This is a genomic window from Nocardioides phosphati, assembly GCF_014646375.1.
In the GTDB taxonomy this organism is placed as follows: domain Bacteria; phylum Actinomycetota; class Actinomycetes; order Propionibacteriales; family Nocardioidaceae; genus Nocardioides; species Nocardioides phosphati.
The window spans coordinates 140813-152310 of record NZ_BMNI01000004.1; the positions used below are offsets into that span (position 1 = coordinate 140813).

General features: G+C 72.4%; 15 protein-coding genes and 1 tRNA gene. 3 read left to right on the top strand and 13 right to left on the bottom strand.

Features of this window, described 5'->3' with window-relative positions; translation table 11 throughout:
• Window positions 1–33: 33 nt before the first annotated feature.
• Together IEX47_RS10020 and IEX47_RS10025 are read right to left on the bottom strand one after the other, a co-directional pair.
• On the bottom strand, window positions 34–900 hold the full coding sequence (locus IEX47_RS10020) for a Bax inhibitor-1/YccA family protein (protein ID WP_188783874.1): 867 nt from the start codon (window positions 898–900) through the stop codon (window positions 34–36).
• Window positions 901–1038: 138 nt separating this feature from the next.
• On the bottom strand, window positions 1039–1494 hold the full coding sequence (locus tag IEX47_RS10025; protein WP_229662780.1) for a MarR family winged helix-turn-helix transcriptional regulator: 456 nt from the start codon (window positions 1492–1494) through the stop codon (window positions 1039–1041).
• A gap of 113 nt (window positions 1495–1607) precedes the next feature.
• Between IEX47_RS10025 and IEX47_RS10030 the strand changes: the two genes are divergently transcribed.
• Both IEX47_RS10030 and IEX47_RS10035 read left to right on the top strand, forming a co-directional pair.
• On the top strand, window positions 1608–2168 hold the full coding sequence (locus IEX47_RS10030; RefSeq protein WP_188783875.1) for a YceI family protein: 561 nt from the start codon (window positions 1608–1610) through the stop codon (window positions 2166–2168).
• Window positions 2169–2222: 54 nt separating this feature from the next.
• Window positions 2223–2534 (top strand): GNAT family N-acetyltransferase, encoded by a 312-nt coding sequence (locus IEX47_RS10035; RefSeq protein WP_188783876.1) that lies wholly within the window; start codon window positions 2223–2225, stop codon window positions 2532–2534.
• Window positions 2535–2549: 15 nt separating this feature from the next.
• Here the strand turns inward: IEX47_RS10035 and IEX47_RS10040 are convergent.
• Window positions 2550–2623: transfer RNA gene (locus tag IEX47_RS10040), tRNA-Leu, on the bottom strand.
• A gap of 57 nt (window positions 2624–2680) precedes the next feature.
• On the opposite strand from IEX47_RS10040, the gene IEX47_RS10045 reads away from it, so the two are divergent.
• On the top strand, window positions 2681–3478 hold the full coding sequence (locus tag IEX47_RS10045) for an alpha/beta fold hydrolase (RefSeq protein ID WP_188783877.1): 798 nt from the start codon (window positions 2681–2683) through the stop codon (window positions 3476–3478).
• Here the strand turns inward: IEX47_RS10045 and IEX47_RS10050 are convergent.
• The 10 genes from IEX47_RS10050 to IEX47_RS10095 form a co-directional block, all read right to left on the bottom strand.
• A complete protein-coding gene (locus IEX47_RS10050; protein WP_308423267.1) occupies window positions 3475–4308 on the bottom strand; it encodes a uracil-DNA glycosylase in 834 nt (277 codons plus the stop codon). The two genes, IEX47_RS10045 and IEX47_RS10050, sit on opposite strands and share 4 nt — an antisense overlap.
• Before the next feature lie 27 nt (window positions 4309–4335).
• A complete protein-coding gene (locus tag IEX47_RS10055; RefSeq protein WP_188783878.1) occupies window positions 4336–4683 on the bottom strand; it encodes a hypothetical protein in 348 nt (115 codons plus the stop codon).
• Between the two features lie 78 nt (window positions 4684–4761).
• The gene (locus IEX47_RS10060) at window positions 4762–5700 is read right to left on the bottom strand and encodes a Ppx/GppA phosphatase family protein (RefSeq protein WP_229662781.1); all 939 of its coding nucleotides are present in this window, start codon (window positions 5698–5700) and stop codon (window positions 4762–4764) included.
• Window positions 5697–6221, bottom strand: a complete 525-nt coding sequence (locus IEX47_RS10065; protein ID WP_229662782.1) for a DUF501 domain-containing protein — start codon at window positions 6219–6221, stop codon at window positions 5697–5699. The genes IEX47_RS10060 and IEX47_RS10065 overlap by 4 nt, the downstream gene beginning before the upstream one ends.
• On the bottom strand, window positions 6218–6748 hold the full coding sequence (locus IEX47_RS10070; protein ID WP_188783879.1) for an FtsB family cell division protein: 531 nt from the start codon (window positions 6746–6748) through the stop codon (window positions 6218–6220). The genes IEX47_RS10065 and IEX47_RS10070 overlap by 4 nt, the downstream gene beginning before the upstream one ends.
• A 7-nt stretch (window positions 6749–6755) precedes the next feature.
• A complete protein-coding gene (gene eno, locus IEX47_RS10075; RefSeq protein WP_188783880.1) occupies window positions 6756–8033 on the bottom strand; it encodes a phosphopyruvate hydratase in 1278 nt (425 codons plus the stop codon).
• Between the two features lie 91 nt (window positions 8034–8124).
• Window positions 8125–8523, bottom strand: a complete 399-nt coding sequence (locus tag IEX47_RS10080) for a MazG nucleotide pyrophosphohydrolase domain-containing protein (protein WP_188783881.1) — start codon at window positions 8521–8523, stop codon at window positions 8125–8127.
• A complete protein-coding gene (locus IEX47_RS10085; protein ID WP_188783882.1) occupies window positions 8520–9194 on the bottom strand; it encodes a hypothetical protein in 675 nt (224 codons plus the stop codon). Before IEX47_RS10085 ends, IEX47_RS10080 begins: the two co-directional genes overlap by 4 nt.
• Window positions 9195–9275: 81 nt before the next feature.
• Window positions 9276–9761 carry a hypothetical protein gene (locus tag IEX47_RS10090; protein WP_188783883.1) on the bottom strand — a complete coding sequence of 162 codons (486 nt, stop codon included), beginning with the start codon at window positions 9759–9761 and terminating at the stop codon, window positions 9276–9278.
• Window positions 9762–9803: 42 nt separating this feature from the next.
• Entirely contained in the window at window positions 9804–11453 is a 1650-nt protein-coding gene (locus IEX47_RS10095; RefSeq protein ID WP_188783884.1) for a LuxR family transcriptional regulator, read from the bottom strand.
• Between the last annotated feature and the right edge of the window lie 45 nt (window positions 11454–11498).

The window sequence follows — 11498 nt, forward strand, 5'->3', positions numbered from 1 at the left end:
TCCTCGGTCGAGCTCGCGCGCGGAACCTGAACGTCAGTCGTTCTGCAGGATAGCCAGGATCCGGAGCAGGTAGAAGTAGACCATCACGAGGCTGGCGGTCAGGCCGAACGCCGCGGTCCAGGCGAACTTCTCCGGGACGCCGGCACGCAGGCCGTTCTCGACCATGTCGAAGTCGAGCAGCAGGCCCACGACACCGAACGCGAGACCCGCGATGGCGAAGATCAGACCCATGCCGCCGTTGCCGAAGAAGCCCATGCCGTGGCCGAACATCGACAGCACGAGCTCGAGCAGGCCGAGGCCCAGGAAGCCGAACGACGCCGCGATGACGCCCCGACGGAACCGGTCGCCGATCTTGATGTCGAAGAACTTGTACGCCGCGAGGACGCCGCCGCCGGCGAAGATCGTGCCGAGCACGGCCTGGAAGACGATGCTGGGCTCGCCCTGCGTGCTGAACTGCGCGTCGTAGATCTTGCTGATGCCGCCCATGAAGAGGCCCTGGAAGGCCGCGTAGGCGAGCACGAGCGCGGGGCTCAGCATCGAGCGCTTGAACGAGCAGATCAGGCCGACGATCAGGCCGCCGAACATGCCGACGCTGGTCAGGGCCACCAGCGAGCTGGTGTCACCGGCGGTGACGTCGCCCGTGCCGACCCAGGTCGCGACGGCCGCGATCAGCACGACACCGAGCGAGATGCCGGTCTTCTGGACGACGTCGTCGATGGTCATCGCACGCGTGGCCTGCGGGGCCTGCAGCGGAGCGCCGTACTGCGGGGCGCCGTAGCCCGGCGGGGGCGGCGGGTAGCCACCCTGCGGGTAGGCCTGCTGCGCGTAGCCACCCTGGCCGTAGCCAGCCTGGCCGTTGAACGCCGGGTTGTTGTTGAAGATCGGGTTGTTGCTCTTCATCGAGGTCCCTCCTGGAGATCTCGCGACGGGCGCCCACCTGGCGCTCCGCCCTGCCCCTCCAGTCTAGGTGGGGCGACACCCGGACAACGGGTGGCTTCTCCACAGAGTTCCCGCGGAGTTCCCGCGGGCATCCCCGGGTCAGTCTGCGTCGATCGCCTCGAGCAGGCGGTCGACGAGCCGGCCGAAGTCGGTGAACTCGTCGGCGGTCAGGTGGTCGACGACCAGGCGGCGTACGGAGGCGACGTGGCCCGGCGCGGCGTCGGCGATGGCGTGACGCCCCGCCTCGGTGACGCCGACAAAGGAGCCGCGGCCGTCCTCCGCGCACTCGAACCGCTCGACGAGCCCGCGGGACTGCATCCGCTTGAGCTGGTGCGAGACGCGGCTCCGCTCCCAGCCGAGGTTGTCGGCGAGCTCGGAGATGCGGGCGCGCCCCTCGGGGACGTCGGTGAGCTGGACGAGCACCCCGAAGTCCGCCATCGACAGGTCGGAGGTCGCCGCGATCTCCCGGGCGAGCGTCGCCTGGAGCTCGCGGTTGAGGCGGAGCCAGTTGCGCCAGATGCGCTGCTGCTCGTCGGTCAGCCACGGGGTCGTCATGAAGACATCATACGCCATTGGTTGACACATCACCTTTAAAGGCGGAGTATGGTGAAAGTAGTTGATGCGTCACTCAATCGGGTGAGCGCCCGCCAACAAAGAGGAGAACAACCATGAGCACCACCACGATCCCCGCCTCGCTCGCCGAGCTGACCGGCTCCTGGACCCTCGACCCGGCCCACACCCGCGTCGGCTTCGTCGCCCGCCACGCGATGGTCACCAAGGTCCGCGGCTCGTTCAACGAGCTCGAGGGCACCGCGGTCGTCGACGGCGGCATCGACTCCGCGCAGATCGACCTCACCATCCAGGTCGGCTCCATCGACACCCGCAACGCCGACCGCGACGGTCACCTCCGCTCGGGCGACTTCCTCGAGGTCGAGAAGTACCCGACCATCACCTTCCACTCGACCTCCGTCAAGGCGAACGGCGACACCCTCGAGGTCACGGGCGACCTGACCATCAAGGAGACGACGAAGTCGGTCACGATCCCGTTCGAGTTCGACGGCGCCGCGCAGGACCCGTTCGGCAACGTCCGCGCCGGCTTCGAGGGCTCGATCGCGATCCAGCGCAGCGACTACGGCATCACCTGGAACGCTGCCCTCGAGACCGGTGGCGTCCTCGTCTCCGACAAGATCACCCTCGAGTTCGAGGTCTCCGCGATCAAGTCCGCCTGACCTCGGCGCTGCAGCGAGCAGCACACCACCACCGCACACCACGCAGGAGCGAAGATGAGCGAGACCGTCGTCCGGGAGAACCCGGCTGAGCACCGCTACGAGATCCACGCCGACGGCGCACTGGCCGGCTTCACCGTCTACGAGCCCGGCGACGGCCTGCTCGCCTTCGTCCACACCGAGATCGACGACGCGTACGCCGGGCAGGGGCTGGCCAAGGTCCTCATCCGCGAGACGCTGGACGACGTACGGAAGCGGGGGCTGGCGGTGCTGCCGTTCTGCCCGTTCGTCCGCGGCTTCATCGCGAAGAACGGCGACTACCTCGACCTGGTGCCCGAGGGCGAGCGCGCCCGCTTCGACCTGGCCTGAGTCTGTCGAAGCCGGTGCCCCCGGTGGGGCTCGAACCCACACTGTGCCGCTTTTAAGGCGGCTGCCTCTGCCGATTGGGCTACGGGGGCGCACCCACCTTAGGGGTGCGCCCCTGTCCCTCATTTGCCGGCGGTAGCGTGCGGCACATGGCCGACGTACAGCTCGCTCCCACGCCCGCCGGCGACCTCGCCTACGTACGCCGCGGAGAGGGCCCGCCGCTGCTGCTGGTCATGGGCGTCGCCGGCCATCACCTGATGTGGTCGGAGCCCTTCGTCGCGGCACTCGCCGAGCACTTCGACGTGGTCGCCTTCGACAACCGGGGCATCGGGCAGAGCTTCCGGGCCGAGCCCGGCTTCACGCTCGATGACCTCGCCGGTGACGCGGCGGCCGTGATGGACCACGTCGGCTGGTCCGCCGCGCACGTCCTCGGCATCTCCATGGGCGGCGCGATCGCGCAGGTCCTCGCACTGGCCCACCCCGAGCGGGTCCAGAGCCTCACGCTCGGCTGCACCTGGCCCGACCCCGAGGGTGCGTGGGCGCCCGGCGTCATGAAGCTCGCCGAGGCGGCCGGCGCGGGCGACGCCCTGGTCGCGGCGAAGCTCATGTTCGAGGCCAACATCTCCCCCGCGGGCGCTGCCGTCGAGGGCGCGTTCGAGCAGTTCTGTGCCGACGCGGCCGCGGTGAAGGTCCCCGGTCCGGTGGTCATGGAGCAGATGCGCGCGGCCACGGCGCACGACGTCGCCGCCCGGCTCGGCTCGCTCGACGTGCCGACGCTCGTCGTCCACGGCACGGTCGACGACGTGGTGAGCGTCGAGGCCGGCAAGCGCCTCGCCTCGCTCGTGCCCGGCGCGCGGCTCGAGCTCCTCGAGGGCGTCGGCCACCTCTTCTTCCGCGAGCAGCCCGAGCGGTCCGCCGCACTGGTCGTCCGGAACGCCGGCCTCTAACGGCAGGCGGCGGCCTCGCCGAGCACGGCGTCGAGCATCTCCTCGGTCAGCTTGCCCGTGAACGTGTTCTGCTGGCTCGGGTGGTAGCTGCCGAGCAGCAGCACCTCGGCGCCGTCGGGCGCGAGCAGCGTCGCGCGCGCGGCGTGGCCGAACTTCGGCTTCGGCCGCGGCACGGTGTAACCCGCCGCCTTGAAGGCACGCAGGCTGGCGTCCCAGCCGTAGGAGCCGAGCGCCACGATCACGCGTACGTACGGCGCGACCAGCGCGATCTCGGCCTCGATCCACGGGGCGCAGGTGTCGCGCTCGACGGTGGTCGGCTTGTTGTCGGGCGGCGCGCAGCGGACCGTCGCGACCATGCGGGTGTCGATCAGCCGCTGGCCGTCGCCCGCGTGCTCGGAGGTCGGCAGGGCGGCCAGCCCGACGCGGTGCAGCGAGGCGAAGAGCCAGTCGCCGGAGCGGTCGCCGGTGAAGATCCGGCCCGTGCGGTTGCCGCCGTGGGCGGCGGGGGCCAGCCCGACGATCAGCACGCGCGGGGTCTCGCTGCCCCAGCCGGCGATCGGGCGACCCCAGTAGGGCTGGTCCGCGAACGATGCGCGCTTCTCGACCGCCACGGCCTCGCGCCAGGCGACGAGGCGGGGGCACGCCGTACAGACGGAGATGGCGGAGCAGAGCTCCGCCAGGCTGCCGGCGCCCGCGGACTCGCGGACACCGGCAGCGGAGGCAGCCGGACTCGTCTTGCGCAGGAAGGGGTCGTCCGGCCACCCCGTTCCAGGCGGCACCGGTGACGGGAAGAACTCACCGGTCAGGGGATGCGGGTGCTCGGATTCCACCCGCACATCCTGCCTCGCCCGGAGGTCTCAGTGCTGGGTGCCCTGGTCGTCCTTCCACATCCCGCCGTACGTCGGGGCGGCAGGGCCGGCACCGGGCATGTCGGCGACTCCTGCCTCGGTGACCAGCGGCGAGTCGTACGACTCGGGCTCCATCGGGTCGACGGCGAACGGGTCCTTGTGGGCCCCCTCCGCATGGCCCGTCACGTGACGGACCTTCTCCGCGGCCGCCATGACCTTCTCCTTCGCCGTCTCGGTGGCGTGCGGAGCCTCGTGCATGGCGTGGCGGATCTGCTCGTACCGGCCGCGGCCGGCCTTGGCCCCGAGGACGTAGCCGACGCCTCCGGCGGCCAGCATGCTCATTCGGTGCAGGCGCATGACATCTCCCTTTCGTTGCGTCGTACGCCCTCCCCTTGCCCGAGGGAGGCGCGCGCAAACGGGGTCAGCGCCCATCGACTAGCCGGGGAACATGCTCCAGGCGATGCCGTCGAGGATGTCCGCCTCGCTGACGACGAGGCTCGTCGCCGACGTGCGCAGCAGGACGCGGTCGAGGATCAGGGCGCCAGCGCCGATGACGTCGGCACGGCCCGGGTGCATGAACGGCAGTGCCAGCCGCTCCTCCACCGTCATCGCCAGCAGGCGCTGCGCGAAGGCATGCACGTCGTCGCGCTCGAGGACCGCCTGGTCGATCGCGTCGCGGTCGTACGCCGTCAGCCCGAGGACGCCGGCAGCGACCGTGATGATCGTGCCGGCGACACCCACGACCGTCTGCGCCAGCGAGGCGTCGACAGGGCAGGCGTCGAGGTGCGCGTCGATGTCGGCGACGGCAGCGGCGATCTCCGCGGCCGTCGGCGGGTCGCTGTGCAGGTGGCGCTCGTGCATGCGCACGGAGCCGATGTCCATCGAGTGCGCGGCCTCCGGGGCCGACGAGCCGAGGATCAGCTCGGTCGAGCCGCCGCCGATGTCGAGCACGAGCACCGGCTCCTGCGGCGCCGAGCGCAGGTTGCGCACCGCGCCGTCGAAGGAGAGGCGTGCCTCCTCCTGGCCGGCGACGACCTCGGGATCGATGCCGAGGCGCTCGCGCACGCCGGCAGCGAAGACGTCGCCGTTGGAGGCGTCGCGGGTCGCCGAGGTCGCGCAGAAGCGGATCCGGTCGACCGGGCGCCCCTCGTCGGCGGACTGCCGGATCAGGGCGGCGTACTCGTCGATGGCGGCGAAGGTGCGCTCCATCGCCTCGTCGGCCAGCCGGCCCGTGCTGTCGACGCCCTGGCCGAGGCGGACCATCCGGGAGGTGCGGACGTGGACGTCGGCGCCCTCCCCGGAGAGGGTCGCGATCATCAGCTTGATGGTGTTGGTGCCGCAGTCGACCGCGGCGACCCGCAGGCCCCCGCTCACGCGGAGAAGGGCTTCTCGGTGCCCGGGCCCACGCAGGGGCCGGGCTTCCACCACTCGCCGATCAGGTCGAGCACCTCGTCGCCGAGCGGGTTGACGCCCCGGCCGCGCGCCAGCGAGTGGCCGGCGAGGACGTGCAGGCACTTCACGCGGTCGGGCATGCCACCGGCGGAGATGCCCGCGATCTCGGGGACGTCGCAGCCGGCGATCTCGCCGATCTCGGTGCGGGCCGCGATGTAGTCCTCGTGCGCCGCGCGGTAGCGCGCTGCCAGCTCCGGGTCGGAGGCGAGGCGGTCCTGCATCTCCTTCATCACGCCGTCGGCCTCGAGGGTGCCGATCTTCGACGCAGCGCGCGGGCAGGTCAGGTAGTACGTCGTGGGGAACGGCGTGCCGTCGTCGAGCCGCGGCGGGGTGGTGACGACGTCGGGGTTGCCGCACGGGCACCGGTGGCCGATCTCGTGGATGGACCGCGGGAGGCGCCCCAGCTGGGCCTCGACCGCGAGCACGTCCTGCTGCTCGATCACTTGCTCTCCTCGGGGTGGCCGGCCGCCTCGACGGAGTCCCAGACGGTGGAGTACCACGCGACGGGGTCGGTGCCGGGGGCGTCGGCGGGGTCGGTCAGCTTCTCGACCGAGCCGATCGGGTTGCCGTTCTCGTCGAGCGCGATGAGGCTGTCCTGGCCGGGCATGACGTAGCCGAAGCGGAGGCGCGCCTGCTGCTTGACGTAGGCGTCGTCCTTCCAGCGCTTCTTCTGCGCCTCGAGCCGGTCGATGTCGGCCTGCGTCCGCGCGATCTGCGCGCGCAGGGAGTCCATCTCGGCACGCTGCTGGAACCACGCACGGAAGCTCGAGGCCCACGAGACGGTCAGCACGGCGAGCACCAGCAGGAGCACGACGGCCCGGCTGGTGATCCGGGGGCGCTCACGCCCCGCGGCGGCTGCGGCAACCGCGGCGTTGCGCAGCGTCGTACGGCCGGCGGCGAGGCCCCGGCCCGGACCGGCCTGGCCGCGGGAGACCCCGCGGCCGGCCGGCGTACGACGCTGCGCAGCCATCAGCTGATCAGCCCTGGTAGCGCGGGAACGCCGAGGCGCCGGCGTAGCGCGCGGCGTCGCCGAGCTGGTCCTCGATGCGGAGGAGCTGGTTGTACTTCGCGACGCGCTCGGAGCGGGCCGGGGCACCGGTCTTGATCTGGCCGCAGTTGGTGGCGACGGCGAGGTCGGCGATGGTGACGTCCTCGGTCTCGCCGGAGCGGTGCGACATCATGTTGCGGTAGCCGGCGCGGTGGGCGAACTCGACGGCGTCGAGCGTCTCCGTGAGCGAGCCGATCTGGTTGACCTTGACCAGCATGGCGTTGGCCTGGCCACCCGCGACACCGCGCTGCAGACGCTCGGTGTTGGTGACGAACAGGTCGTCGCCGACCAGCTGGGTCTTGGTGCCGAGCTCGTCGGTGATCTTCTTCCAGCCGTCCCAGTCCTCCTCGTCGAGGGGGTCCTCGATGGAGACGATCGGGTAGTTGGCGACGAGGTCCGCGTAGTAGGCGATCATCTCGTCGGCCGACTTCTGCTGGCCCTCGAACGTGTAGGAGCCGTTCTCGCAGAACTCGGTGGCGGCGACGTCGAGCGCGAGGACGACGTCCTTGCCGAGCTCGTAGCCGGCCTTGGCGATCGCCTCGGCGATGAGGTCGAGGGCGGCACGGTTGGACTCGAGGTTGGGCGCGAAGCCGCCCTCGTCGCCGACGGCCGTGGCCAGGCCCTTCTCCTTCAGGACGCCCTTGAGCGTGTGGTAGACCTCGGCGCCGACCCGGAGGGCCTCGGCGAACGACGGGGCGCCGATCGGCGCGATCATGAACTCCTGGATGTCGACGTTGGTGTCCGCGTGGGCACCACCGTTGAGGATGTTCATCATCGGGACGGGCAGCAGGTGGGCGTTGGAGCCGCCGACGTACTTGAAGAGCGGCAGGCCGGCCGAGTCGGCAGCAGCGTGCGCGACCGCGAGCGAGACGCCCAGGATCGCGTTGGCGCCGAGCTTGCCCTTGTTGGCCGTGCCGTCCAGGTCGAGCATGGTCTGGTCGATGAGGCGCTGGTCCTCGGCGTCGAGACCGATGATCGCGTCGGCGATCACCTCGACGACCGCCTTGACCGCGCCGACGACACCCTTGCCGACGTAGCGGTCGCCGCCGTCACGCAGCTCGACCGCCTCGAAGGCGCCGGTGGAGGCACCGGAGGGGACAGCGGCGCGACCGAACGCACCGTCCTCCAGCTGGATCTCGACCTCGACGGTGGGGTTGCCACGCGAGTCGAGGATCTCGCGGGCGCCTACGGCAGCGATGGAAGCCACTCTTGCTCCTGGGTTACGACAGGGATGTTGTCGCGCGCCAGCCTATCGGCGTACGACGGCGGGCTGGGGAGGCAGCGCCGCGCGTGGACCACTACTGACCGGTAGCGCGTTCGGCGGCCTTGGCGGCCTGCCACAGCTCCTCGATCTCCTCGAGGGTGAAGGTGCGACCCGACTCCGCCTCCGGGCCGAAGACGTGGGGGTTGCGCCGGCGCATCTTCGCGGTCAGGCCGGCGACGACGTCGTCCATCGCGAAGGCACCGGCCTCCTCCGCGATCGCGGCGTGGAAGTAGATCTGGAGGAGCAGGTCGCCGAGCTCGTCGCAGAGGTGGGCCGGATCTCCCTCGGCGATCGCCTCGAGCACCTCGTCGGCCTCCTCGCGCAGGTACGGCGCGAGGCTCTCGTGGGTCTGGGCGCCCTTCCACGCACACCGCTCGCGCATGGTCCGCATCAGGCCGAGGAACTCGACGAGCCCCTCTCCCCCGGCGGTCATGACGCTGGCGTGCCGCAGCGCTGGTCGGCCGGCAGCGCCGCCGCGGCCTTCTGGTCGAGCGCGTCGGGCGTCTTGCCGGCCGGCACCGAGAGCGAGCCGTTGGCGCCGTCCCACTTGAGCGCGTCGAGGTCGACCCGGCCGAAGCGCGGGTCGATCGTCACGTGCTGCTGCGCGCGCCACGCGTTGAAGAGCTGGGCGCCCTGGGCCATGGCCTGCTGCTGCGAGGTGGCGCCCTGGCGGCCGGCGAGCTCGAGGACCGCGCGCCGCTCACCCTCGAGCTGGAACCGCTTCTGCGCCGCACCCTGCAGGTCGGCGGGGACGTCGACGAGCGACGTCCGGAGCTGCTGGCGTACGCCGCGGTGCACCTCGGCGAGGTCGATGCGGGCCTCCTTCGCGAACGCCGCGAGCAGCGCGTCGGAGACCAGGGACTCGGCCGCAGCGCTGCGCAGGAGCGCCATCGGCAGCACCGCGCCCTGCTGGGCCAGGCCCGGCTTCTCGAGCGCGCAGAAGTCGTCGGCGAAGGCGTCGACCGTCGAGATCCGGATCGCATGGCCGTTGACCACCGCGGCGTCACCGGGGTGCAGGTCCGGCCCGCCCGAGCAGGCGGCCAGGGGGACGACGGCGGCGAGGGCGGTCACGACGAGGGCTGCGCGGCGTACGGAAGGACTCACGACGGCCATCAAACCCGGTGGCCGGTCAAAGCGCACGCATCCGTCCGGGGTGGCGCCGGGCGACGGATCTCGCCGCGGGGCTCACCAGCCGCCGCGGGCCTCACGGAGCAGCCGGTCCTCCTCGACGTGGCGCCACTGCCGGGCGAACCAGCCGGGCTTCTCCGTGCGCGCCGGCGTGACCGTCGCGAGCACACGCTGGACCTCGTCCAGGCCCTCGCGCGGCGTGTGGCCCGGGCGGAGCATCCCGGCGGCCTGCGCCAGGCGGAGGAGGTGGCGGTCGGTCAGCTGGTCGTGGACCGGCTCACCGATGTGGGCGTCGAGGAGCGCCTTGATCTCGCCGGAGTGCTCCAGCGCCCGCGCCCAGGCCGTGCGCAACGTGTCGACCGGCTCGCCGTCGCCGCACTCCAGCTCGGTCTCGAGGCAGCCGTCGACGACGGTCACCCAGCGCTGGTGGAGCAGGCGGAGGGCCTGGTCGGCCTCCGGCACCGCGTGTCGCGGAGCGGGGACGACGGCAGCCCCTGCTGCTGCACGGGGGAGGAACGTGGTGGGGGCGGGCTGCTGGGGCATCGGACTCTCCATCTCGGGGCGGGAGGGCCACCGTGCGCCTGCTCAGCCCCCGACCGCATCGGCCAGATGGCCTAGGGCACGAGCACGTGGCGGAGGCTCCTCTGCCGCGCCCTGCTCCTGGGGGCCCGCGGCCTGAGGGCTGAGGTCGTGCGTCGCGAGGACCGCGGCGAGCTGCACCCGCGACGCGATGGCCAGCTTGGCGTAGATGTTCGACAGGTGCGCCTGGACGGTCCGCGTCGAGAGCGCGAGCTCGTCGGCGATCTGCGGGTTGGTCTTCCCCCGCCCTGCCCGTACGGCGACGAGCCGCTCGGCCCGGGTGAGCCGCTCCAGCGGATGCGGCGCGCGCGGCTGCGGCGGCCGGGCCCCCGCCGCATGCGCCAGCAGCACGCCGGCCTGCGCGGCCGTGCGCGTCGCCCCGAGGTCGTGGAAGACGTCGGTCGCCTCGCGCAGGAGCTGCACCGCCCGTGGGGCGTCGCCGCGGTCCATCCAGGCCCGCGCCAGGTCCACGTCGGCCTTCGCCTGCCAGTAGGGGCGTCGCGCCTCGGCGTACCCCTCGCGGGCGCGGGCGAGCAGACCCACGTCACCGTCGAGCAGCCCGGCGCACTGGTCGGCGCACGCGTGGGCGCCGATGACCCCGGCGAGCTCGGCCCCCTCGGCTGCTGCGCCCGCCACGTCTGCGGCGAGTGTCTGCTCGCCGAGCCGCAGCGACGAGCGGACGAGCGTCGGCGCCAGCACCCGCCACAGCAGGAACCACGGGCGCTGCCGGCTGCAGTACCAGGCTCCGACCAGGTGGCGTTGGCCCTCGGCGAAGTCACCCGCGGTCACTGCGCGACCGAGCAGCACCCACTCCTCGCCGTACGGTCCGAGGGGGCTGAGCCGGTGCGTGCCCGCCTCGGCCAGGAACTGGCGCGCCGACACGATGTCGCCGCGTCCGGCCGCGATCAGCGCGCCGACGCCCCACCCGACCGGGCTGGCGATCCGGTGCGCGGTGGACTCCCCCAGCGACACGAGGTCGCGGCAGTCATGCTCGGCACCGGGCCAGTCCCCACCCAGCAGCCGTACGACGGCCCGGAAGGCCAGCAGCAGCGGCAGCGCCGGCTCGGCTCCCCCGAGGCGGCAGACCTGCACCGCGTCGCCCAGCGCCTTCTCGGCGTCCGCCAGCCGGTCGGCGTCCGCGAGCGCCGCGGAGAGGATCATCGCCGCGACGGCGTGCGAGGTCGCCGCAGGGCCCTCGGTGCCGGCGAGCGAGCGTGCACGGTGGGCGAGCCGGGCCGCACGCACCGGATCGCCACACGCGTGCACCACCGCCGCACTGGCGGCGCTCGCCTCCGCCACGACGTTGGGATCGTGGCCACGCTCGCCCTCGATGCGGGCCTGCGCGGCGAGGAGCTGACTGGCCTCCATGCCGCCGGTGAGGAAGACCGCCTGGGCCGCACGCGCCAGGTGGATCCCCTTCACCGCCGGCTCGACGGCGAGGTCGGCGGCCGACCGGAGCCGGGTCGCGGCCTCGGCCGTGCGGCCCATCCGCATGAGCATGAAGGCGATCGCGCCCTCCGCCTCGGCACGCTCGGCCCGGTCGCGGGCGGTGACGAGGAGGCGCGCCGCGGTGGTGGCCGCCTCGTCCAGGCGTCCGGTCTCCACCTCGACCCAGAGCCGCTCGATGTCGGGACCCGGGCCGCGCTCCGGTTCCATGCGTTCAACCTAGGCCGGTTGGCGGATCCCGAGGAACGGAGGCCT

Coding starts and splice junctions, on each gene's coding strand:
- IEX47_RS10020 (WP_188783874.1), bottom strand. CDS start 900: ATGAAGAGCAACAACCCGATCTTCAACAACAACCCGGCGTTCAACGGC.
- IEX47_RS10025 (WP_229662780.1), bottom strand. CDS start 1,494: ATGACGACCCCGTGGCTGACCGACGAGCAGCAGCGCATCTGGCGCAAC.
- IEX47_RS10030 (WP_188783875.1), top strand. CDS start 1,608: ATGAGCACCACCACGATCCCCGCCTCGCTCGCCGAGCTGACCGGCTCC.
- IEX47_RS10035 (WP_188783876.1), top strand. CDS start 2,223: ATGAGCGAGACCGTCGTCCGGGAGAACCCGGCTGAGCACCGCTACGAG.
- IEX47_RS10045 (WP_188783877.1), top strand. CDS start 2,681: ATGGCCGACGTACAGCTCGCTCCCACGCCCGCCGGCGACCTCGCCTAC.
- IEX47_RS10055 (WP_188783878.1), bottom strand. CDS start 4,683: ATGCGCCTGCACCGAATGAGCATGCTGGCCGCCGGAGGCGTCGGCTAC.
- IEX47_RS10070 (WP_188783879.1), bottom strand. CDS start 6,748: ATGGCTGCGCAGCGTCGTACGCCGGCCGGCCGCGGGGTCTCCCGCGGC.
- IEX47_RS10080 (WP_188783881.1), bottom strand. CDS start 8,523: ATGACCGCCGGGGGAGAGGGGCTCGTCGAGTTCCTCGGCCTGATGCGG.
- IEX47_RS10090 (WP_188783883.1), bottom strand. CDS start 9,761: ATGCCCCAGCAGCCCGCCCCCACCACGTTCCTCCCCCGTGCAGCAGCA.
- IEX47_RS10095 (WP_188783884.1), bottom strand. CDS start 11,453: ATGGAACCGGAGCGCGGCCCGGGTCCCGACATCGAGCGGCTCTGGGTC.